Source organism: Actinoallomurus sp. NBC_01490 (genome assembly GCF_036227085.1).
Taxonomy (GTDB): Bacteria; Actinomycetota; Actinomycetes; order Streptosporangiales; family Streptosporangiaceae; genus Actinoallomurus; species Actinoallomurus oryzae.
In genome coordinates this window covers 7,743,063-7,765,171 of the sequence record NZ_CP109433.1, presented here as the reverse complement: position 1 = coordinate 7,765,171, position 22,109 = coordinate 7,743,063, and the positions used below count along the sequence as shown (strand labels likewise).

The 22,109-nt window shown below is 71.3% G+C and carries 20 protein-coding genes; 10 read left to right on the top strand and 10 right to left on the bottom strand.

Translation table 11 applies throughout. The features are described 5' to 3' along the window. Positions 1-21: 21 nt before the first annotated feature. The gene (locus tag OG417_RS35800) at positions 22-1,254 is read right to left on the bottom strand and encodes a TetR/AcrR family transcriptional regulator (protein ID WP_329238434.1); all 1,233 of its coding nucleotides are present in this window, start codon (positions 1,252-1,254) and stop codon (positions 22-24) included. A 109-nt stretch (positions 1,255-1,363) separates the two neighbouring features. Between OG417_RS35800 and OG417_RS35795 the strand changes: the two genes are divergently transcribed. Further along, positions 1,364-2,845 (top strand): MDR family MFS transporter, encoded by a 1,482-nt coding sequence (locus tag OG417_RS35795; protein ID WP_329238432.1) that lies wholly within the window; start codon positions 1,364-1,366, stop codon positions 2,843-2,845. A 31-nt stretch (positions 2,846-2,876) separates the two neighbouring features. Next, positions 2,877-4,022 carry an FAD-dependent oxidoreductase gene (locus tag OG417_RS35790; RefSeq protein WP_329238429.1) on the top strand — a complete coding sequence of 382 codons (1,146 nt, stop codon included), beginning with the start codon at positions 2,877-2,879 and terminating at the stop codon, positions 4,020-4,022. Positions 4,023-4,083: 61 nt separating this feature from the next. On the opposite strand, the gene OG417_RS35785 is transcribed toward OG417_RS35790, so the two are convergent. Then, positions 4,084-5,097: an extracellular catalytic domain type 2 short-chain-length polyhydroxyalkanoate depolymerase gene (locus OG417_RS35785; RefSeq protein WP_329238426.1), complete on the bottom strand. Its 1,014-nt coding sequence runs from the start codon at positions 5,095-5,097 to the stop codon at positions 4,084-4,086. Positions 5,098-5,128: 31 nt separating this feature from the next. Then, positions 5,129-6,481 carry a tannase/feruloyl esterase family alpha/beta hydrolase gene (locus OG417_RS35780; RefSeq protein WP_329238423.1) on the bottom strand — a complete coding sequence of 451 codons (1,353 nt, stop codon included), beginning with the start codon at positions 6,479-6,481 and terminating at the stop codon, positions 5,129-5,131. 309 nt (positions 6,482-6,790) lie between these two features. On the opposite strand from OG417_RS35780, the gene OG417_RS35775 reads away from it, so the two are divergent. The 5 genes from OG417_RS35775 to OG417_RS35755 are packed head-to-tail and all read left to right on the top strand — an operon-like array spanning position 6,791 to position 11,356. After that, positions 6,791-7,546, top strand: coding sequence for an ABC transporter ATP-binding protein (locus OG417_RS35775; RefSeq protein WP_329238420.1), 756 nt, complete (start codon positions 6,791-6,793; stop codon positions 7,544-7,546). Continuing rightward, a complete protein-coding gene (locus OG417_RS35770) occupies positions 7,533-8,225 on the top strand; it encodes an ABC transporter ATP-binding protein (RefSeq protein WP_329238416.1) in 693 nt (230 codons plus the stop codon). Before OG417_RS35775 ends, OG417_RS35770 begins: the two co-directional genes overlap by 14 nt. A gap of 11 nt (positions 8,226-8,236) precedes the next feature. Beyond that, the gene (locus OG417_RS35765; RefSeq protein ID WP_329238413.1) at positions 8,237-9,478 is read left to right on the top strand and encodes an ABC transporter substrate-binding protein; all 1,242 of its coding nucleotides are present in this window, start codon (positions 8,237-8,239) and stop codon (positions 9,476-9,478) included. A gap of 10 nt (positions 9,479-9,488) precedes the next feature. After that, a complete protein-coding gene (locus tag OG417_RS35760; protein ID WP_329238410.1) occupies positions 9,489-10,352 on the top strand; it encodes a branched-chain amino acid ABC transporter permease in 864 nt (287 codons plus the stop codon). Further along, the gene (locus OG417_RS35755; protein WP_329238408.1) at positions 10,349-11,356 is read left to right on the top strand and encodes a branched-chain amino acid ABC transporter permease; all 1,008 of its coding nucleotides are present in this window, start codon (positions 10,349-10,351) and stop codon (positions 11,354-11,356) included. The genes OG417_RS35760 and OG417_RS35755 overlap by 4 nt, the downstream gene beginning before the upstream one ends. On the opposite strand, the gene OG417_RS35750 is transcribed toward OG417_RS35755, so the two are convergent. From OG417_RS35750 to OG417_RS35740, 3 genes are all read right to left on the bottom strand, one after another. After that, a complete protein-coding gene (locus OG417_RS35750) occupies positions 11,346-13,211 on the bottom strand; it encodes a helix-turn-helix domain-containing protein (protein WP_329238405.1) in 1,866 nt (621 codons plus the stop codon). The two genes, OG417_RS35755 and OG417_RS35750, sit on opposite strands and share 11 nt — an antisense overlap. 109 nt (positions 13,212-13,320) lie before the next feature. Then, positions 13,321-14,088 (bottom strand): 3-hydroxybutyrate dehydrogenase, encoded by a 768-nt coding sequence (locus tag OG417_RS35745; RefSeq protein WP_329238403.1) that lies wholly within the window; start codon positions 14,086-14,088, stop codon positions 13,321-13,323. Positions 14,089-14,300: 212 nt separating this feature from the next. Continuing rightward, positions 14,301-14,969 carry a hypothetical protein gene (locus OG417_RS35740; protein ID WP_329238400.1) on the bottom strand — a complete coding sequence of 223 codons (669 nt, stop codon included), beginning with the start codon at positions 14,967-14,969 and terminating at the stop codon, positions 14,301-14,303. 369 nt (positions 14,970-15,338) lie between these two features. Here OG417_RS35740 and OG417_RS35735 point away from each other — a divergent pair, with 369 nt between their 5' ends. The 3 genes from OG417_RS35735 to OG417_RS35725 all read left to right on the top strand — a co-directional run bounded on the left by OG417_RS35735 (position 15,339) and on the right by OG417_RS35725 (position 17,363). Continuing rightward, on the top strand, positions 15,339-15,821 hold the full coding sequence (locus tag OG417_RS35735; protein WP_329238397.1) for a hypothetical protein: 483 nt from the start codon (positions 15,339-15,341) through the stop codon (positions 15,819-15,821). A gap of 148 nt (positions 15,822-15,969) precedes the next feature. Then, complete coding sequence (locus OG417_RS35730) at positions 15,970-16,254, top strand: hypothetical protein (protein ID WP_329238396.1); 285 nt, start codon at positions 15,970-15,972, stop codon at positions 16,252-16,254. A gap of 248 nt (positions 16,255-16,502) precedes the next feature. Then, positions 16,503-17,363 carry a DUF6745 domain-containing protein gene (locus OG417_RS35725; RefSeq protein ID WP_329238392.1) on the top strand — a complete coding sequence of 287 codons (861 nt, stop codon included), beginning with the start codon at positions 16,503-16,505 and terminating at the stop codon, positions 17,361-17,363. Between the two features lie 61 nt (positions 17,364-17,424). On the opposite strand, the gene OG417_RS35720 is transcribed toward OG417_RS35725, so the two are convergent. The 4 genes from OG417_RS35720 to OG417_RS35705 all read right to left on the bottom strand — a co-directional run bounded on the left by OG417_RS35720 (position 17,425) and on the right by OG417_RS35705 (position 22,030). Further along, entirely contained in the window at positions 17,425-18,816 is a 1,392-nt protein-coding gene (locus tag OG417_RS35720) for a Gfo/Idh/MocA family protein (RefSeq protein WP_329238389.1), read from the bottom strand. Between the two features lie 64 nt (positions 18,817-18,880). Further along, complete coding sequence (locus tag OG417_RS35715) at positions 18,881-20,134, bottom strand: ABC transporter substrate-binding protein (RefSeq protein WP_329238386.1); 1,254 nt, start codon at positions 20,132-20,134, stop codon at positions 18,881-18,883. A 77-nt stretch (positions 20,135-20,211) separates the two neighbouring features. Beyond that, positions 20,212-21,072, bottom strand: a complete 861-nt coding sequence (locus OG417_RS35710; protein ID WP_329238384.1) for a carbohydrate ABC transporter permease — start codon at positions 21,070-21,072, stop codon at positions 20,212-20,214. Continuing rightward, on the bottom strand, positions 21,059-22,030 hold the full coding sequence (locus OG417_RS35705; protein ID WP_425550915.1) for a carbohydrate ABC transporter permease: 972 nt from the start codon (positions 22,028-22,030) through the stop codon (positions 21,059-21,061). Before OG417_RS35705 ends, OG417_RS35710 begins: the two co-directional genes overlap by 14 nt. Between the last annotated feature and the right edge of the window lie 79 nt (positions 22,031-22,109).

Genomic DNA, 22,109 nt, shown 5'->3' with positions numbered 1-22,109 from the left:
GTGCGCTGCGCCGTGTCGCCTTCAGCGGTGCGGGCCGGTGACACCGGCGGGCCATCCGTGCTCCAGGAGGTCGGTGATGACATCCAGGGCCTGGCGGGGGTCGGGGGTGGTGTTGGCGAGGTCGGGGATCTGCAGGGTGTAGCGGGCCAGGAGCCGGGCGGTGAGGTCGTCGCCGGGGAGCGCGGCCTCGTGGGCGATGGCGGTGGTGAGGGCGTCTTGGGCCGCGGTCCAGGAGTGCAGCGCGTAGTCGCTCAGTTCGGGGGTGGCGCGGATCAGGTCGAGGGTGCGCTGTTCGTCCGGGGTGCGGGTCGCCGCGAACGGGCCGCGCTCGGCCATGTGGTCGTGGATCGCGCGCAGGACGGTCTGCCCGGGAGACCGGTGGTGGACGGCGTCGACCAGGGCGGCGATGTGGGCGGCCCGGTCGCCGGGGAAGACCAGGCTGGCCTTGCCGTCGGGGAAGTAGGCGAACAGGGTCGCGATCGAGGTGCCGGCCGCGTCGGCGATCTCGCGGACTCCGACGTCGTCGTAGCCGCGTGCGGTGAACAGCTCCAGCGCTGCCCCGGTGATGGCATGCCGGGTCTGGGCCTTCTTGCGTTCGCGCAGCCCCGGCGGGCGGGCCGGTGACGGCGACGCCCCGGAGACCGAGGTCCGCGGCGGATCGTAGGGCGCGGAGCGCAGCTCGGGGGCGGGCCAGCCGTCGGTCAGCAGGGTGAAGGCGGCGTCGAGTTCGGCGCGGGGATCGTGGCGCTGCCAGGGCTGGGCGCGGTCCAGGACGAACCGGGCCACGGCCCGGGCGGCGATGGCGGCGCCGGGGGAGTCGGGCCCCGCCTGGCGGATCGCTTCGGCCAGCTCCTCTTCGTACCCCAGCCACATGCGGCGCGCGTAGTCGCTCAACGCCGGCGTGCCGGCGACCAGGTCCAGGAAGGCGGCGGTGTCCGGATCGGCGGACTCCTGGCAGGTGTTGTGCAGCAGCCAGGCCCGCAGGGCCTGCAGGGCGGAGGTTCCCTCGGGGCGGTCGCGGACGGCGGAGGCGATGCCGGCCCGGATGTCGTCCTCCTGGTCGAAGACCAGGGACTCCTTGGTCGGGAAGTGTTTGAACAGGCCGCTCATCGACACGTCGGCGGCTTCGGCGACGTCCTTGACCGTGACCTGGTCGAAGCCGCGTTCCAGGAACAGCTCCAGCGCCGCGTCGGCGATCGCCTGCCTGGTGCGGGCCTTCTTGCGCTCGCGGCGTCCCATGCCGGCCTCGATCATGCCGCCAGTCTACCGCGAGGCGTAACAGCCCTCTAAGTAGAGCTGTTATGTTTTTAGAGCGACATCACTAGTACGCTCGTTCTCAACTCGTCCCGGAAGGTGATCGGATATGACTTCCACCGCCGTGCCCCAGGGGTCTCCACCGGCTGGGCGTTCGGTCCGGATGGTCCTGCTGGGGGTCATGCTGGCGATGCTGCTGTCGATGCTCGACAACATGGTCGTCAGCACCGCGATGCCCACGATCGTCGCCGACCTGGGCGGTCTGGCCTCCCTGTCGTGGGTCGTCACCGTCTACACCCTGGTGACCGCGGTGACCACGCCGGTGTGGGGCAAGTTCGGAGACCTCTTCGGCCGCAAGCCGATGTACCTGGCCGCGGTGGCGCTCTTCGTCGCCGGCTCCGCGCTGTGCGGCACCGCGACCTCGATGGGCATGCTGATCGCGTTCCGGGCGCTCCAGGGCATCGGGGCCGGAGGGATCGGCGCGGGTGCCTTCGCCCTCATCGCCGCGCTCGTCCCCCCGCGCGAGCGCGGCAAGTACCAGGGCCTGACCGCTTCGGTCATGGCCGTCGGCACGATCGGCGGCCCGCTGCTGGGCGGCTTCGTCACCGAGCACCTGAGCTGGCGCTGGGCCTTCCTGATCAACCTGCCGCTCGGTCTGCTCGCCCTGGTGTGGGTTCAGCTGATGCTGCACCTGCCGATGCAGCGGATCAAGGCGAGGATCGACTGGGCCGGTATCGGGCTGCTCGGTGTCCTCATCACCGTCGTCGTCCTGGGCACTACGTGGGGCGGCGACCGTTTCGCCTGGGTCTCCTGGCAGGCCGGTGGATTGGGCGTCGTGGCCGTCCTGTCCCTGCTGGGGTTCGTCGCGGTAGAGCGCCGGGTGGCCGAGCCGCTGCTGCCCCTGAGGATCTTCACCGGGCACCGTAACTTCCCCATCGCGGTCGGCGTCATCTTCGTCGCGGGCGTGATCACGTTCGGCGCGGGCCTGTACCTGCCGCTGTTCCAGCAGACCGTGCAGGGCGCCTCGGCCTCCAACTCCGGCCTGCTCATGCTGCCGATGATGCTGCCGGTGCTCGTCGTCTCCACCGTCGCGGGCAAGATCATGTCGGCCACCGGCCGCTACCGGATCTTTCCGATCGTCGGCGCGGCACTCATGACCGTGGGCATGGGCCTGCTCGCCTCCATGGGCGATGACACGTCCCGCCTGGTGACGGGCTGCTCCATGGCGGTCCTCGGCGCGGGGATGGGGCTGTGCATGCAGATGGCCGGCACGATCGCGCAGAACGCCGTCGACCTGCGCGACATCGGTGCCGCCAGCAGCTCCATCAACCTCTTCCGCACGATCGGCGCCTCGATCGGCGTCGCCGTCTTCGGCGCCCTGTTCAACCGTTCGGTGAACGGCCACGCCGACCACATCCAGGGCTTCGTCCACGGAACCCAAATGATCTTCACGGTCGGCGCCGCGCTCTGCGCGGTGGCCTGCGCCGCGGCGTTCTTCGTCATCGAGGTACCGCTCCGCAAGGCCGGCCCCGGCACCCCGGCCAGGCCCCCTGCCGGGCAGTCGCCCTCCGCGGCCTCACCGACCCGATGAGCGGCTACCTGCACACCCCTTGGAGGAACCGATGAGCACCCACTACCCCATTGCGATCGTCGGGGCCGGCCTCGGCGGCCTCACCCTGGCCCGTGTCCTGCATGTTCATGGGATCCCGGCGACCGTGTTCGATCGGGAGGCCGGCCGGGACGCCCGTACCCAGGGCGGCATGCTCGACATCCACGAAGACTCCGGGCAGGCCGCGCTGCGCGCCGCCGACCTGTACGAGCCGTTCCGCGCGATCATCCACCCCGGTGGGCAGGCGCTGCGCCTGCTGGACCGCAACGCACGCGTCGCCCTGCAGGAGGAGGACGACGGCACCGGTGACCGCCCGGAGGTCGACCGCGGCCAACTGCGCGACCTGCTCCTGGACTCGCTGCCCGAGGGCACGGTCCGGTGGGGCGCGAAGGCGTCCGGCGCCCGGCCGCTGGGCCAGGGCCGCCACGAGGTCACCTTCGCCGGCGGCGACACCATCACCACCGACCTGCTGGTCGGCGCGGACGGCGCCTGGTCCCGGATCCGGCCGCTGGTCTCGGACGCCACACCGTCCTACGCCGGCATCTCCTTCGTCGAGTTCGACCTGCTGGACGCCGACACCCGTCACCCCGGCGGCGCCGAGTTGATCGGCGGCGGCTTCTTCATCGCCCTGGACGGCGAGCAGGGAGTCCTCGCCCACCGCGAGACCGACGGCAGCCTGCACGTCTACACCGCCCTACGGGCCGCCGAGGACTGGCTGGACGGCATCGACTTCACCGACACCGCCGGCGCCAAGGCCGCCGTGCTGGCCCACTTCACCGGCTGGGACCCCGCCTTCCGGACCCTCATCACCGAGGCCGACGGCGCCCTGGTGCCGCGCCGCATCCACGCGCTCCCCGTCGGCCACCGCTGGGACCCCACGCCCGGCGTGACGCTGCTGGGCGACGCCGCGCACCTGATGTCACCGTTCGCCGGCGAGGGCGCCAACCTCGCCATGCTGGACGGCGCCGAACTCGGCCAGGCCATCGCCGCTCACCCCGAGGACGTCGGGACGGCCCTGACGAGCTACGAATCCGAGCTGTTCCCGCGCAGCGAGGCCTCGGCCACCGAGTCGGCCGCATCCCTGGAGCAGCTGTTCGGCCCCGACCCCGTCACCCGCCTGGTCGACCAGTTCACCGGGTTCGCCGACGCCCCCCGGTAGGTCGGCGCTGCTAAGCGACGGGCCCGCGTCGTGGTGGCGCGGGCCCGTACGGGGGTGATCGTCAGCCGCCGAGGGCGTGGACCATGTTCATGATCGCTTCGATCTGGGCGCCGCCGTGGGTGTCGTAGTCGCCCGCGTTCAGGTACCCCCACCAGTCCCAGCAGCCCTGTGGGTTGCTGCCGAAGTTCGCGGTGGCCTGCGGGTAGAGGACGATCATGTTGTTCGTGTCGCCGTACTCGTTCAGGTGTGCCTTGGTGACGAACGTCGTGCCGATCGAGCCGGCGCCCTGCAGGCAGCCGTGCAGCGCGACCATGAGCCGGCACGAGGCGCCCGCGGCGCAGGTGGACGGCACGTACGCGTAGCCGGTGGCGCCCATGCTGATGGCGCTCGCACTGCCGCCGGGCGCGTAGGCGTTCTGGTCGAACGACACCACGCTGCCGGACGGGCTCTGCGCGGGTGCGGCGACCGACCCGAACAGCTGGGTCAGCATCGTCCGCTCCGGGTCGTTGCCGCAGTTGTTGATGTACGGCGTGTAGCTCGTGCCGCAGGCGTTCGGGCCCAGCGGGCTGACCCAGGAGTGCGCGGCCGGGGTGGTGTTGTCGTACGTCACGTTCGCGCCGAAGTCCCGGTAGAACTGCACGAGGTCGTTGGACGAGCCGACGGTGACCGTCGTGTCGGCGGTGCCGTGGAAGACGTACACGCGGTGGCCCGACAGGTTCGCGACGTTGTCGATCGTGCCCTGCGCGGAGCGGGTGCGCGCCGTCTGCTCCAGCGAGGGCAGGTTCCGGCTCTGGACGTTGTACATGCACGCCAGCTCGGCCGTGGTGAGGCTGCCCTGGGCGCAGTGGTACGGGCCGCCCGCGAAGATTCCGGTGCCCTTGATCGTGCCGGAGTAGGCCACGTGGAGCTGGTCGGCCATGAAGCCGCCGGAGGACACCCCCGAGTCGTAGACGGCACTGACGTTGTAGCGGCCCAGCGTCGCGGCGTGGGCCGGTGCGGCGACCCCGGTGCCGAGCAGGGTGGTCGCCGCGAGTGCGACGGCGCCCCGGCGGAGGTGGCGCAGTACGGATCTCATTGGTGCTCCTTCCCGAAGGGAGGCCCGCTGGTCAGGGTGTCAGCGAGCAGCTGTTGGCGAGGTCCCCGGAGGTCGGCCTGGGCAGGGTCGCGCTGGGAGGCGGCGTGTGGCCGGCCGACCAGCCCTCCAGCGCGGTGAACGCGGCGCGGAAGCACGGGAGCATCGGCCGCAGCCGGTCGGGATACGTGTCGTACAGCCCGTCGACGTGGTTGCCGCCCGCGATCCGGTAGTAGCGGAACGCGCCCTCGTGCGGGCCGGCGTTCGTGCGGACCATGCGGGCGTACACGTCGCCGTCCAGCGCGATCGGCAGCAAGGTGTCGAGCGTGCCCTGGAGGGTGATCAGCGGCTTGCGGATCCGCCCGGTCAGCGACACGCGGGCGACGGCCCGGTGCACCGACCGGGGCCGGGCCGCGTAGTCGTAGTCGGCGTCGCAGGCGGGGGTGCCGCTCGCGCAGTACGGCGTGCCCGCCTCGGTGGCGCCGTCGTAGGAGGGGTCGAACTCCTCCCGGTAGATCCGCTGGGTCAGGTCCCAGTAGACCTGCTCGTGGTACGGCCAGAGGAACTCCGAGCCGGGCGCGAGGCCGGCGTCCAGCAGCGCCCGGTGCGCCCCGGCCGAGCCGGCGGCGTAGGCCGGGTAGTTCTTCAGCAGCGACGGCAGGTAGGTGAACAGGTTCGGGCCGTCCGCGCGGAACAGCGTGCCCTCCCAGTCCACGCCGCCGTCGTACAGCTCCGGGTGGTTCTCCAGCTGCCAGCGGACCAGGTAACCGCCGTTGGAGATCCCGGCCGCGTACGTCCGTGCGGGCGCCCGCCCGTACCTGCGGGCGACCACCGCCTTCGCCGCGCGGGCGAGCTGGGTCACGCGGGCGTTCCACTCGGCGACGGCGTCGCCGGGGCGCCGCCCGTCCCGGTAGAACGCCGAGCCGACGTTGCCCTTGTCGGTCGCCGCGTACGCGTACCCCTGGGCGAGCACCCAGTCCGCGATGGTGAAGTCGTTGGCGTACTGCGCGCGGTTCCCGGGCGTGCCGGTGACCACGAGCCCGCCGTTCCAGCGGTCGGGCAGGCGGATCACGAACTGGGAGTCGTGGTTCCAGCCGTGCGTGGTGTTCAGCGTCGAGGTGTCGGGAAAGTAGCCGTCGATCTGCGTGCCCGGAACGCCGGTGGGGTTGCGCGCCCCGGCCGGCTGCAGGCCCGCCCACTGCGCCGGGTCGCTGTGGCCGTCGGCGACGGTGCCGGCGGTGGTGAGGTCGGGCAGGCACGCGCCGACCTGATGGGCCGCGCCCGGCACGGCGATGTCGCACGAGCGCCCGGCGGAGGCCGCAGTGACCGGGGACGCGGTCACTGCGAGCCCGAGGGCCAGCGCGGCGAGGAGACGGGTACGCGGCATGGAGGCTCCCTGCGTCGTCGGCGCCCCCGAGAACGCCCGCAATCGTCGCCGCGCGGGCGGCCCGGGATCCATCGCCCGCCGCCACACTTTCGCGTCGCCGGACGTGTGCGTGACCCACATCAGCCACCGACGGCGGGGAGGATCCGGCGGCTGCGCCCGTGGTGACCGGGCCTCTATGGCGGGGACGGACGCCTCCCCGCGTCCGAATGTGTGGCCGCGGCACATGGTCGGCCACCGGGCCGCGTCCTAGGGTTCCCGGTCAACGAACGGTGTGGATACCGGCGTAACAACGGCGAACCAGGAGAGCGGATGGCAGCGGTTCTCTGCGCCCGGGGCCTGTCCAAGGAGTTCCGCGGCTTCCGCGCGGTCGACGACGTGGACCTCGACGTCCCCGAAGGCGGCGTGCACGCGCTCGTGGGCCCGAACGGCGCGGGAAAGACGACGCTGTTCAACCTGCTCACCGGTTTCCTGCGCCCGACGGCGGGTCGCGTCACGTTCGGCGAGCACGAGCTGGCCGGCCGGTCGCCCGAGCGGATCGCCCGCCTCGGGGTCGCCCGGTCCTTCCAGATCACGAGCCTGTTCGCGCAGCTCACCGCCCGGGAGCACGTCGAGCTGGCGTTGCAGGGCGGCACCGGGCTCGGCTGGCGGTTCTGGCGCTCGGACCAGCGGATGGGCCGGTTCGCCGGCCGCGCGCGGGACCTGCTCGCGCAGGTGCGGCTCGCCGACCTGGCCGACACGCACGCGGGCGCCCTCTCGTACGGGCACAAACGGGCCCTCGAACTGGCGCTGGCCCTCGCCCTGGACCCCAGGGTGCTGCTCCTGGACGAGCCGACCGCGGGCATGGGCGCCGAGGACGTCGACGCCACCGTCGAGCTGATCGGCCGGGTACGCGACGGCCGCACCGTCGTGCTGGTCGAGCACAACATGAACGTCGTCGCCTCGCTCGCCGACAAGGTCACCGTCCTGCAGTCGGGCCGGGTTCTCGCCGAGGGGCCGTACGCCGAGATCCGGCGCGACCCCCGGGTCGTCGCCGCCTACCTGGGAGACGCCGATGCTTCGGATTGACCGCCTGTCCGCCTGGTACGGCGAGGCGCGGGCCCTGCGCGAGGTGTCCCTGGAGGTCGGCGAGGGCGAGATCGTCACGCTGGTCGGCCGCAACGGGGCGGGCAAGACGACCCTGCTGCGCTGTGTCATGGGCCTGCACGCCCAGGCCGAGGGCACCGTGGAGTTCCTGGGCGCGGACGTGTCCCGCCTCGCCCCGCACCGGCGGGCGCGGCGCGGGCTCGGCTACGTCCCCGACGACCGGGGGATCTACGCCAACCTCTCGGTCGAGGAGAACCTCCTGCTGCCGCCGGTGGCCGGGCCGAAGCCGTGGTCGCTGGAGCAGGTGTACGACACCTTTCCCCGGCTGCGCGAACGGCGGCGTTCGCCGGGCACCAGGCTGTCCGGCGGCGAACAGCAGATGCTCGCGCTGGCCCGGGTCCTGCGGATGGGCGCGCGGCTCCTGCTGTGCGACGAGCCGACCGAGGGCCTGTCCCCGCTGATCGTCCAGCAGATCGGCGGGATCCTGCGCGACGTCAAGGACCAGGGGGTCACCGTCCTGCTCATCGAGCAGAACGTGCACTTCGCCGCCACCGTGGCCGACCGGCACTACCTGCTCGCCGAGGGCCGGATCGCCGAATCGATGGACAACGCCGAGGTCAAGGCACGCGAGCACGAGCTTCTCGGCTACCTCGGAATCTGAAGGAGAACGCGATGAGATCATTCGGCCGTACGGCCGCGCTGGCCGCCGGGGTGGCCCTGCTCGCCGCCGGGTGCAACGGCGGTCCCGGCGGAGGCGGCGGGAAGATCAGCGACGGCAAGATCGAGATCGCCGTGCTCAACGACCAGTCCGGCGTCTACGCCGACCTGTCGGGCAAGGCCAGCGTCGAGGCGGTCAAGATGGCGATCGCCGACTTCAAGGCCAAGTACGGCGGCAAGGCCGTGGCCAAGAAGATCGAGGTCACCACCGCCGACCACCAGAACAAGCCCGAGGTGGCGAGCTCCAAGGCCCAGGAGCTGTACGACCGGCAGCGCGCCGACGCCATCCTCGACGTGCCGACCTCCTCGGCGGCCCTCGCCGTGGCCGGCGTCGCCAAGACCAAGAAGAAGATCTTCATGGACATCGGCGCCGGCACGACCGCGCTGGAGGGCGCGCAGTGCAACAAGTACACGTTCCACTACGGCTACAACACCTACATGCTGGCGCACGGCACCGGCGACACCATTACCAAGGACGGCGCGAAGAACTGGTACATCATCTACCCGGACTACGCGTTCGGGCAGGACATGACCAAGAGCTTCAGCGCCGCCGTCAAGGGCGCCGGCGGCACGATCGTCAAGAACGACCCGACGCCGTTCCCCAGCGACAACTTCTCCACGTTCCTGCTCAAGGCGCCGGGGCTGAACCCCAAGCCGCAGGTGCTCGGCGCCATGCAGGCCGGCGGTGACCTGGTCAACCTCGTCAAGCAGTACAACGAGTACGGGCTGAAGAAGAAGGGCATCGGCCTGGCCATCGGGCTGATGTTCCTCACCGACATCCACTCGGTCGGCCCGGACGCGCTCGCCGGCACGAAGTTCTCCGACGCCTGGTACTGGAACGCGAGCCCCGACAACCGGGCGTGGGCCGACCGGTTCCTCGCCAAGACCGGCAAGCGGCCGACCTTCGCGCACGCGGCGAACTACTCCGCCGCCCTGGAGTACCTCGAGGCGGTCCAGCGCGCCGGCACCGACAAGTCCGACGCCGTGGTCAAGCAGCTCGAGGGCTACAGGTTCAACGACGTGTTCGCCAAGAACGGCACGATCCGCGCCCAGGACCACCTTCTCCTGCACGACGCCTACCTCGCCCAGGTCAAGCCGTCCTCGGAGGTCAAGGAGCCCTGGGACTACGAGAAGATCCTCAAGACCGTCCCCGCCGACCAGGCCTTCCAGCAGCCCGACGCGGCCTGCCGGCTCTGAGGGAGGTCCGATGCTGCAACAGGCGTTCGACGGCCTCGTCAGCGGCGCCTTCTACGCCCTGCTGGCCCTCGGGCTGGCGGTCATCTTCGGCATGCTCGGCGTGGTCAACTTCGCCCACGGCGCGTTCTACATGCTCGGCGCGTTCGGCGCGTACGTGCTGCTGGACGACGCGGGCGTCAGCTTCTGGATCGCGCTGCCCGTCGTGCCGATCGTGCTCGGCGTCGCCGGTGTGGCCGTCGAACGCCTGCTGATCCGCCGGCTCGCGGCGCTCGACCCGCTGTACAACTTCCTGCTCACCTTCGGGATCGCGCTCATCCTGCAGGACCTGGTCAAACGGGAGTACGGCGTGCAGTCGCAGCCGTACCCGCGCCCGTCCGCGCTGTCCGGCTCGGTGAACCTCGGGCTGTTCTCCTACCCGTCGTACCGGGTGTTCGTGCTCGGCGTCGCGGTCGTCGCCTGCCTGGTCGTCTGGTACGTGCTGTCCCGTACGCGGGCGGGGATGATCGTACGGGCGGCCACCGAACGGCCGGAGCTGACCCGCGCGCTCGGCATCGACGTCGGGCGGTGGGTCACCCCGGTGTTCGGTGCCGGGATCGCGCTGGCCGGGCTCGCCGGGGTGCTGGCCGCGCCGATGCGCGCGGTCAACCCGCTCATGGGATCGGACCTGATCATCGCGGTGTTCGCGGTGGTCGTGATCGGCGGGCTCGGCTCGATCTTCGGGTCGGTGGTGTCCGGCTTCGCGGTCGGCGTGCTCACCGCCGTGACCAACTTCTACGTGCCGTCGCTGTCGCAGACGCTGGTGTTCATCCTCATGGTCGTGGTCCTGCTCTGGCGGCCCGCGGGGCTGTTCGGACGCGAGGAGGGAGTCGCGTGATCCTCCGGAGGCTGGCCGCCCGGCCCGTCCTGCTCGCCGTCGGTCTGCTGGTCGCGCTCGCGCTGCCGTGGATCATCTATCCGCCGGTCGCGATGGACATGGTCTGCTGGGCGCTGTTCGCGGTGGCGGTCGACATCCTGCTCGGCTTCACCGGGCTGCTGTCGTTCGGGCACGCGGCGTTCTGGGGGAGTTCGGCGTATCTGACCGGGCTGATCGCCCTGCACAGCGGGCTGCCGTTCCCGGTCGCGGTGCTGGGCGGCGCGCTGGGCGCGGCCGTGCTGGCGGTGCCGATCGGCTGGCTGTCGGTGCGCCGCACCGGCATCTACTTCGCCATGGTGACGCTGGCGTTCGCGCAGATGGTCTACTTCGTGGCGAACCAGTGGCGCGGCCTGACCGGCGGGGAGAACGGGCTGCAGGGCATCCCGCGCGACTTCTTCGGCGTCGACCTGTCCGACCCGTTCTTCTTCTACTACGCGGGCCTGCCGATCGCCGTGCTCGGGCTGTGGTTCGCCTGGCGCGTGGTGCGCTCGCCGTTCGGCCGGGTGCTGGTCGCGGTGCGCGACAACCCGGCGCGCGCCCGTGCGCTCGGCTACCCGGTCGAGGCGTACAAGCTGCTCGCCTTCGTGCTGTCCGCCGCGCTGTCCGGGCTGGCCGGGGGACTGTTCACCATCGGGCACGGCTTCGTCTCGCTGGAGGAGGTCTACTGGACCACCTCGGGCCAGGTCGTGATGATGGTCGTCCTCGGCGGCATCGGCACTCTGTGGGGCGGGGTGATCGGCGCCGGTCTGATCGTCGAGCTGGGCGACTACCTGTCCACGGCCGGCTTCGAGGAGACCGGCATCGTCACGGGCACCGTGTTCGCGCTCACCGTACTGGTCTTCCGGCGTGGCATCTGGGGCACCGCCGCGTGGCTGACCACCGGGCGCCGCACCCGCGGGCGTGCCGTCGCCGAACCCTCCGCGGCCTCCGACGAGCGGGAGAACGGCGAACCGGTCAGGACGTGAGGCTGGCGCGCAGGCGGTGCAGGTGCAGCGCGAGCTGGATCTGCAGCGCCCGGTCGGCCTGCTGCCAGTCGGCGCCGATGAGCCGGCCGATCCGCTCCAGCCGCTGGGTGACGGTGTTGGTGTGGATGTGCAGGCGTTCGGCGGTGCGCGCGAGGCTGCCGCCGGTGCCGAAGTAGATCGCCATCGTCCGCGTCAGCGCCGTACCCCGGCGTTCGTCGTAGGCGATGACCGGGCCGAGCGTGCGTTCGACGAACGCGCCCGTGTCGCCGCCCTCGCCGATCAGCAGCCCGACGAAGCCCAGGCCGTCCGCGCTCGCGCCGTCACCCTCGCGGCCGAGGGCCAGCAGCGCGTCGGCGCAGCGCCGTGCCTCCTGGCGGGCCGTCGCGGCGCCGCCGGGCAGGGCGACCGGGCCGGCCGCGCCGGCGGTGGCGGGCAGGCCGAGCGCGGCACCGAGCTCCTTGGCGACGCGGGCGGCGGCCTCATCCGGGCGGTCGCCGGGCAGCAGCAGCACCACCTCGCCGGAGTAGGCGGTGCTGAGGCCGTGCTCGGCCGCGGAGAACGACGACGCCCAGAACGCCGCCTGCTCGCGCCGGCCCTGGTGCCGGGCGACGACGAGGACGTGGCCGGCGCTCAGGTCGACGCCCAGCCGGCGGGCGCGGGCGTCGAGCGCGTCCGGATCCGAGACGTGCCCGGCGACCAGGTCGTCCAGCAGCTCGCCCCGCACCCGGCCCTCGACCTCGGTCATGTTGCGGCGGAACAGCAGCAGCAACGCCATGACCAGCGCGGCACGCTCCAGGATCCGCTCGTCGGCGTCGGCGATGTCACCGGCGGCGTGCAGCGCCAGCGTGCCGAGCACCTCCGCGCCCGCGCCGATCGTGATGACGCGCAGGTCGCCGCGCCGGGCCGTACGGCCCAGCGTGCGTGCCCGTGTGATCAGATCCTCGTCCACCCGATCGACCCGGCCGACCTCCGCGAGGCGGCGGCCGTCGGCGTCGAGCACGACGAGTGAACCGCCGAGGATGTCGGTCACCACCGACGCGACGTCCTCGACCCCGCCGCCCCGTACGACCAGGTCCGTCATGCGGTCGTGCGCCCGTGCGGCCCGCTCCACCGCGTCGCTGTGCACCCGCGCGGCCTCGCTCGCCGCGCTCAGCTCCTCCAGCGTGACGCGGGTCTCCTGGAGCAGGCGTGCGTTGTCGATCGCGACCGCGGCGTGGGCGGCCAGCGAGCACAGCAGTGCCACCTCCTCCTGGGCGTAGGAGCGTTCGGCCCGGTCGGCGGCGAACAGCACCCCGATGACCCGGTCGCCGAGCCGCATCGGCACGCCGAGAATGCCGACGAGCCCCTCCTCGGTGACCCCGCCGTCGATCGACCCGGTGTGCCGGAACCGCCCGTCGGTCAGGTAGCCGGAGCTGGCGTACGGCGCGCCGGTCTGCGCGACCAGCCCGCCGAGCCCGGCGCCGAGCGGCAGCCGGAGCGTCTGGAAGGCCCGCGAGATGGAGCCGTCGGTGACGCGCATGTACGTGTCGCCGCGGCTCGGGTCGTTCAGCGTCATGTACGCGACGTCGGCGCCCAGCAACTGCCGCGCCCGGCGCACGATGGCGTTCAGCACCGCGTCCAGGTCGCGCAGGCCGGCCAGGTCGCTCGCGGTCTCGAACAGCGCGGACAGCTCCACCTCCCGCCGCGCCCGCCGCGCCATCAGCGCGCGTACGCGCAACGCGGCCGTCTTGGCCTGTTCCAGCTCGGCGAGGGCGGCGGGGGAGGCACCGGCGGCTCTCGCCTCGGCGACCGGGGTCTCGAAGTCGACCGCCGGCGCCTCGCGGGCGAGCAGTTCGAAGAAGATCCGCGTGTTCACGAGGAGGGTCCGGATTCGGGGAGGCAGTGCGTCGGAGTGGGGGTCAGGGCGCCTGGGAGCAGCGCGTCCGGGGCGGTGCGTTCGGAGGCGGTGGATCCGGAGTCGAGGGTCAGTGCGCGGTCCAGCCTCCGTCGATCGGCATCGACGAGCCGGTGATGAACGCCGCCTGCTCGGAGCACAGGTAGGCCACGACGTCGGCGACCTCGGCGGGTTCGAGCAGCCGCTTGATCGCGGCCGGCTCCAGCATGACCTGCTCGACGACCTCCGTCTCGCTGAGGCCGTGCGCGCGGGCCTGCGCGGCGATCTGCTTCTCCACCAGCGGTGTCCGGACGTAGGAGGGGTTGACGCAGTTGGAGGTCACGCCGTGCTCGGCGGCCTCGAGCGCGATCACCTTGGACATGCCCTCGATGGCGTGCTTGGCCGTGACATAGGCGACCTTGTACGGCGAGGCGACGAGCCCGTGCACCGAGGAGACGTTGACGATGCGGCCCCAGCCCTGGGCGTACATGCCGGGAAGGAGCCGGCGGGCCAGGCGGAAGGGCGTCTCCACCATGAGCCGCTGGATCCGCGCGAACTCCTCCGGCGGGAACTCGTGCACCGGCGCCACGTGCTGGAGACCGGCGTTGTTGACGAGGATGTCGGCGGTGAGATCCAGGGTGTCCACGACGTCCGGTTCGGACAGGTCGGCCACCCGGTACTCGCCGCTCGCCTCGCTCGCCGCCTCCTTCGCCCCGTCGGCGCTGACGTCCACCACGATCACATGCGCGCCCGCCTCGGCGAGCCTCCGCGCACACGCACGCCCGATGCCGCTCGCCCCGCCGGTCACCACCGCGGTCCGGCCGGCCAGGTCCCCGGGCTTCGCCGTCTCACCACTCATGCCAGCGAACCTAGACCGGTTGCCCCGGCCACTCCACAGGGGGAGTCTCCATGACTCGGGACCGATCGATGTGGTAGAGCACATGCCGCGCCCCCCGCGAGCTCCACAAGAACGCGCCCGGTGCCGGGACGCTTCCCGCCTCCCCGGTCAAGCGCCGAGAACGACCTGGGGACGGCTTCCCGCTCGCGCTTCGCGCGCGGGGTGGCGGGTGGTCAGCGGCGGGTCGGGCGGGACAGCGGCGGCGTCGAGATTACGGGGACGGTCGAGCCGACGGTCAGCAGCAACCGGCCCGCGATCGTGGGCAGGCCCGCCCTGGTGGCGCAGTTCCGGGGCCGGGAGGCGAACATCGTGAAGGCCGCGCTCCACTTCCGCCCGCGGAACTCCCCGTCGGTGACCGTGCCCTTGACCGCGGCCACGCTCCGGTCGCCGTCGACCGACACCACCGAGCTGAAGGACATCGTGCTGGTCCGGCCGTTGTTCCAGACGACCTTCCGAGTGCCGGAGTACTTGCCGGAGACACAGGAGAGCCGGCCGGTGGCGTGGAAGGTCGACCATGCGGCGGTGATGTTCGGGTCCGCGCTGGAGGCGCACCGGGTGAGAGTGGACGTGCCGTGAATGGTGATCTCCTGCGGCCCCGTCGTCAGCCCGGGGGAGTAGGCGACGGTCTGCGAGCCGCCGCAGGCGACCGTGCTCACCGCCTGCCGCAGCGCGTGGGCGCGGCCCGTACCCGCGCGGGCCGCCTGCGCGTGGGACGTTCGCGGGCGGGATGTGGCGCGGGCGGCGTCCGGGGCGAGCGTGGCGGTGAACAGCGCGGCTCCGGCCATCGTCATGACCGTGGGAAGGAATGGGGAGGAGCCGGGCCAGGGCCTGCGAACCAGCATTTCTTCTCCTTACCGCGGCGACGCCACCGCGCCTGTCGTCCGGGTCCGCCGACGAAATTGCGCGTTGCCCACTGTCACATGTCGATTACTGACAGTCAACGAAATCTGTTGCGGAGGCCAGGCCGGTGTCGCATGATCAACGGTCCGAAGTGGCGCGTTCTGGTCGGTATCCGGGCGTCTTGATCATGTAGCCATCGCCGTACGCTGCGGCGTTTCGGTGGTCCGGCGTCATGATCGGCACCGCTCGGGAAGCGTGCGGCCGGCGGAAACCATGGCGATCTCTCGTCTTCGCGCGCGGGCGAATGGCCGGTGCGCCGGGCGATTTCCACTCTTCGTAGCCGATGATTACCGAGAGTAGTATGCCGCCTGATGATTACGGACCCGCGCACGGACGCCGCCCACGGACACCGTTGGGTGCTGTGGCTGTTCATGGTGGTGGGTGTCGTGATCCATTCGAGTCTGTGCCCGCCGAACGTCCACGCCGGAGTGCTGAGCGCCACGACGCGGGCCTGCGTCTCGTCGGCCTTCGACGCGCCGCCGCCCGCCGAGCGGAACCGCGGCGAGACGCCGGACACCGACAGCGTCGCCGACGCCGGCCACCCGTGCGCGCCGGCTCCCCGCCCGCACCACCACCCGCCGTGCGGCGTCATCAACCACCGCGGCTCGGCGCAGCAGCAGCGCGCTCTCGGACCGTGGCACGCCGGGGCGGTGTCGTGGTACCTGCCGGCCGCAGCGGACACCGGCGCGACCGCCCGGCCGGCGAACGGACGTCCGGGCGAACGCCGGTCGCGTCCGTCCGCGGCGCGGTCGGGCGCCGACCTGCGGATCGATCTGTGCTCCTCGCGTACGTGACGGCGCCGGCGCACCCCTGACACACCGCGACGCGTGGTCCGGCCGCTCCGAGCCGCCGTGACCTCTCATCCTCGCGCGCGTGTCCGCGGGTTCGCGCCCACGGTGATCTGCCAGCACGTCCTGCCGGATTCCAGGAGCGCAGCGAATCATGAAAGAAGAGCCGCACATCATCCTTCAGACCTGGCCCTTCAACTGCCTGACGTGCCAGCACGCCTGGGAGAGCGTGTACGAGGCGTGGCACGCCGACGACGGCCGCGGCGGCCAGGTGGTCACCTGGCGCTACAAGGGGACGGCGAGCATGCCGCCGTGGATCGAACCGTCCTGCCCGTCCTGTTCCAGCCTGCGGGTGAAGACGCTCCCGCCCGGTTCCCGCCCGCCCGCCGACGCGGAGAAGAACGAGGCGCCGATCGTCCCACGGCAGCGAAGACCCTGACCCCGGACATCCGCCGGCCGCTCGCCGACGTCGCCACGACGATCTGGATCGCGACCGCCGTTCGGGAGAGCCGCCCCGGAGAGTCGCTCCGGGGTGGGGAGCGGCGCGTTCGGAGGATGCCGGCCGGGCGGCGGTGGTTCGGATGGTGGTTCGGACGGTGGTCCGCCTCGGGGGTTGCGCGGACCGGCGGACACAGGCGATCATCGGAGCATGATCTCCAACCGAAAGGGCGGCGACGCCCTCGCGCGTTGACCGCGCCCGCGCGGCGCCATGACGCCGCTGCGCCTCTCGTCCGTGTCCGTGGCAAGGACGCGCACGACCGCTGGCAGGAAGCTCTCAAGATCCGGCAGGAGTGGCTCGACCACGGCCTGTCCACTCAGCCGGCCGACCGCCGGGCCGCCGAGGACAGCCTGACCGCCATCTACGCCAGGATGTCACGGCCAAGGCCCCGGTTCACCTGGGTCGAATCTCCACATCAGGCGATCCCGCTCGTCGCCGGTCTGCCCACGCTCGACCGGCTCTACGAGCGGATTCGCGATCCTCGTCCGCAGGGGCCACCACCGCCGGCCAGTGATCTGGCCGTGGTCGTGTCCCGGCTGCGCGCCGCGCTCAGTGCCGGGGTCTCCCATCCGGACCCTGAGCTGTCCGCGACGCGGAAGGGCAAGGAACCCTGGCCCGAACTGCCACCGCTGGAGGCGTTCGGGATCGGCGTGCCTTTGGGCGTCGTACTGCATCAGGGCATCCGTACCGCGCTCCATCGGAGCCTCGCGCAGGGGTTCCGCAGGCCCGTTCTCAACACACTGGCCGGCGGCCGGCCCGTCCCGGTGTGCTGGTACGGGCAGCAGGACGCGGCGTGGATCGCGTACTACGACGCCCTGCACCGGCTCGGACTGGCCAGGTACGGGCCGGACGCGCTCGACCACTTCGGCCGCTGGGCCGCACTGGCGCGTTCCTGCGGCTGGTGGTGGCCGGGCGAGGACGTCTGCGTCGTCGTGGAACGCCCGGCGCTGGTCCACACCGAACCGGTCCCCGGAACCTGGCACGACGAGGTCCGGCTCCGGCGCGGTGGCGTCCGCTACCGCGACGGCTGGCATCCGCTCCTGGCATGACCCACCGGCGGGCCGGGACGAGATCACGTCCCGGCCCGCCGCACCCGGCTCCTCCCCATCGTCAGGTCGGCGTCGGGGCGCGGGCATAGGTCTTCCGGGGGAGGCCCAACTCGTCGATCGCGACGGCGCGGTGCTCGGCCATCGAGCGGTTCGCGGCGGCGCCGACCAGCACGCCGGCGATTCCGTCGGAGAAGCCCGCGCGGCGGTGCAGCGGGTCCGGGGCGGCGTCGCGGAACACGTCGTCGAGCAGCCGGTCGTCGCCTCCGCCGTGCGCGCCACCGCCCTCGGGGATCGCGATGCGTTCGGCCCGTGACCAGTGCCGCTGGAGGATCAGCTCGGTGCCGGGCCGGCGGCACCCGGCCTCGCCGTCGGTGTGATCGGGTGCGGCACTCGGGTCGAGGGCGGGCCGGCGCGGCCGGCCGAGGACGTCGTTCGCCGACTCGGGCAGCACCGCGGCGCGCTCGCACACGTTCAGCTCCAGGCGTCCTTCGGTGCCGTTGAACGCGACGCGGTACCCCTCCCAGGGGGAGTGCGCGTTCAGCGAGTACGCCAGGGCCGGCCCCCGCTCGTACCGGACGAGGACCGCCATGTTGTCCTCGATGTCGATGTCCGGGGAGAAGACGTCGCCGTCGCGGACATAGCCGTCCTCCTCGCGCGCTCGCCCGTACAGGGCCGAGAGTCGCGGGCTGGCGTCGAGGTCGAGGGCGAACGGGTCGTCGGGCGGGGCGCCGTGCTCGCGCCGGGCCCGGCCGACCGGCCCGTCGGGGCCGTAGAACCGCAGGGCGCCGAGGGCGAAGACGGTCTCCGGCAGGTCGTCCAGCCACCAGCCGACCAGGTCGAAGTGGTGCGTCGCCTTGTGCACCAGCAGGCCGCCGCTGTTCGCCTTCCGCCGGTGCCAGCGCCGGAAGTAGTCGGCGCCGTGCACGGTGTCCAGCACCCACTCGAACACCACCGAGGTGACCTGGCCGATCGCGCCCTCCATGAGGAGGCGCTTGACCTCGGAGTTCCGGGGGGAGTAGCGGTAGTTGAAGGTGACGACGAGTTCCCCATCGGAGCGCAGCGCGGCCTCGGCGATCCGGCGGCAGCCGTCGGCGTCGGTCGTGAGCGGCTTCTCGCAGATCACGTCGCAGCCCCGGTCGAGGGCCGCGGTGACGTACCGCGCGTGCGTGGCGTCCACCGTCGCGACGATCACCGCGTCGGGCCGCTCGCGCTCCAGCATCGTCTCGAAGTCACCGGTGTCGTACGCCGGCGGCTCCCCGCCGCCACCGTACGCGTCGGCGTACAGGCGCTGGTAGTACGCCATCCGCGTACGGTTGGTGTCGCACAGGGCGACGGGGACTCCGGCGTCGCGGTGTGTTCCGATGAGCGCCGCGAAGTACATCTCGGCACGATGGCCCGTCCCGACGAGCGCATACCGCCGGCGACCGCGATCGGTACGGCCCGCGTGTGTCATCCCGTCTGTTCCCTTCCGGCGCCGGGGCGGGCGGCGGTCCGCGGGCCGCCGCCCGGAGGCACCCTCAGCTCGTCGCGGACTTCACCTGGTCGATGTACTCCTGCACCGCCTTCGGGACCGAGACGCGGTTGAAGAGCACCTCCTCGTTGATCCGGCTGAGGATCTTCTCCACGTCGCCCGCGCCCTTCGGCGGCAGCGCCGGGGGCGGCGCGAGCTCCGGGGTGATCTCCTTGACGAAGGTCGCGGACTTCTTGTCCGCGGGACTCAGCTGCCCGGTGATCTGGTCACGGAGCCGGGTGTTGATCGGCAGGCCGCGGTCGCTCAGCTGGAGCCTGGCGGCCTCCGGGTCGTTGATCAGGAAGTTGACGAACTGCGCCGCCTCCTCGGGGTGCTTGCTCCGGGCCGAGAGCGACCAGAACATCGCGGGCTTGAGGAAGGTGCCGGGCTTGGCGGCCTGTGACTCACCCGGCATGCGCCGCAGCTCGAGCGAGGCCTTCGAGTCGGCGGACAGGGCGCCCAGCTGGTTGGTCCACCAGAAGCTCGACGCGCCCTTGTTCGTGGCGAGCAGCGACTGGTCGATGCCGCCGGACCAGGTCTCGTGCGTCACCGACGCCGACGGCTCCGCCTTGGTGTCGCGCATCTTCACGATGAGGTTGAACCACTCCGTGAGCGTCTGGACCGACATGCCCGGCTTGCCGTCGGGGGTGAACAGGTCCTCGCCGTGCTGGCGGGCGAACACCTGGAGCCCGCCGTCGTAGTAGCCCATGTCCTCGGTGCCGTGGACGGCGCCCTTGGTCGCCTGGGTGATCTTGGCCGCGGTGTTCACGAAGTCGTCCCAGGACCAGGTCTTGTCGTCGGGGAGGGTGACCCCGGCCTGCTTGACGAGAGTGGGGTTGACCACGAGCGCGAACGCGTTGACCCCGGTGGGGATCGCGTACGTCTTGCCGTCGAGCCGCCCGGTCGACATGGCCGACCTGTCGAGCTCCGAGTCGTTGATCACGCTGGGGATGAAGCGCTTGAGGTCGGCGAGCGCGCCGCGGTCGGCGTACTCGTGCACGTAGCGGAAGTCCTGCTGGATGATGTCGGGCGTGTTGCCGCCCGCGACCGTCGTGGCCAGCCGGTCCCAGTAGTCGTCCCACCCGGTGTACGTCGGGCTGATGACGATGTTCGGATGCGACTTCTCATACAGCGCGATGAGCTTCTTGGTCGTCGCGTGCCGGGTGTCACTGCCCCACCACGTCATCGTCAGGTGGATCTTTCCGTCCGAGCCCGACCCTCCGCCGCAGGCGCTCAGGGCCAGGGCCAGGGCGAGCGGCACCGCGAACACTCTTAAACGCCGGCCCCCTCGGCGGACGCCTCGAGGTTTGTGGAACACGGGGGTTCTCCTTTCTCGGTTCACTTGAACCCGGTTGTCGCGATGCCGCGCACGAGGTACCGCTGGCCGGCGAGGAAGAATCCGAAGACCGGCGCCAGGGAGACGATCGACATGGCGAAGACCGGTCCCCACGGTGTCTGGCTGGTGGCGTCGACGAAGGTCCGCAGGGCGACCGGAACGGTGTACATCTTCGGGTCGGTGAGGAACACCAGCTGGTGGAAGAAGTCGTTCCACGTCCAGATGAAAGTGAAGATCGCGGTCGTCGCCAGCGCCGGTTTCGAGAGCGGCAGAATGATCCGGAAGAAGATTCCGAAGTGTCCGCAGCCGTCGATTCTGGCGGCCTCGTCGAGGTCCCGGGGGAGCGACCGGATGAACTGCACCATCAAGAAGACGAAGAACGCGTCGGTGGCGAGCAGCTTCGGCACGATCAACGGCAGGTAGGTGTTCAGCCAGCCGAGCTTGGAGAAGAGGATGTACTGCGGCACGATCACGACGTGGATCGGCAGCATGATCGTGCCGAGCATCAGCGCGAACCACATCTTCTTTCCCCGGAACTCCAGCCGCGCGAAGGCGTAGGCCGCCGCCGAGCAGGCCAGCAGGTTCCCCGCGATCGCCCCGGTCACCACGATCAGCGAGTTGACGATGTACCGGCCGAAGGAGGTGCCGTTGGCGGTCCACCCGTCGGCGTAGTTCTTCGTGGTGTAGCTCTTCGCGAACAGGCCGGGGTGGCTGAAGATGTCGGACGTGTGCTTGAAGGAGCCGGCCAGCATCCAGATCAGCGGATACAGCATGACGATGCCGAAGAGGATGAGTCCCGCGTGCGCCAGCACCCGGGGACGCCGGGACCGGGATCGCCGCGTCGTGACGCTACTCGTCGCCATAGAACACCCAGAATTTCGAAGCGAAGAAATTGATCGCGGTGAGCGCCGCCACGATGAGCACGAGAACCCAGGCGAGCGCCGCCGCGTATCCCATGTCGAAGCTGCCGAATCCCTTCTGGTAGATGTACAGCGTGTAGAAGAGCGTCGAATCCGCCGGCCCTCCCTCGCCTCCGCTGACGATGAACGCCTGGGTGAAGCTCTGGAACGCGTGGATGAGCTGGAGGACCAGGTTGAAGAAGACGATCGGCGACAGCAGCGGCAGCGTGATCCGGGTGAACCTCCGGATCCGGCCCGCGCCGTCCAGCGCCGCCGCCTCGTAGTACGTGCGCGGAATCTGCCGCAGCCCCGCCAGGAAGATCACCATCGGCGCGCCGAACGTCCAGACGTTGAGCACGATCAGCGACCCGAGCGCGAACCGTGGATCGGACACCCACCCGGGCAGGTCATGCAGGCCGACGTGCCCGAGTAGCCCGTTCACCAGGCCGTCCGTTCCGAACATCTGCCGCCACAGCACGGCGACGGCGACACTCGCGCCGAGCAGCGACGGCAGGTAGTAGACCGACCGGTAGAGCGCCAGTCCCCGGATTCCCCGGTCGAGCACCACGGCCAGCGCCAGCGCCAGCGCGAGTTGCAGCGGCACCGAGACGCCGACGTAGATGAAGGTCACCTTGAGCGCGTGGTAGAAGCGCGCGTCGCCGAACATGCGGCGGTAGTTCTCCAGCCCCGTCCACTCCGGCGCGTTGATCAGGTTGTACTTCGTGAACGACAGGTAAACGGAGGCCAGCAGCGGCCCCAGCGTGATGAGGAACAGGCCCGCGAACCACGGCGCCAGGAAGAAGTAGTGCGCGTAGCGCTCCGAGAAGGAACGTCGCGGACGGCTGCCGCGCCGCGCACGGCCGTGCCGCTCGCCCGGTGGCGCGGCGGGTGGGTCCCCGTGGCCTTCGCCCCCGTCGGCCAGCAGGGTCGTCGGGGGATCGTGTGTCTCGGGCACGGCCGGCCCCTTCGATCGACCTGTGGGTAAACGTTTGCCAGAGAAA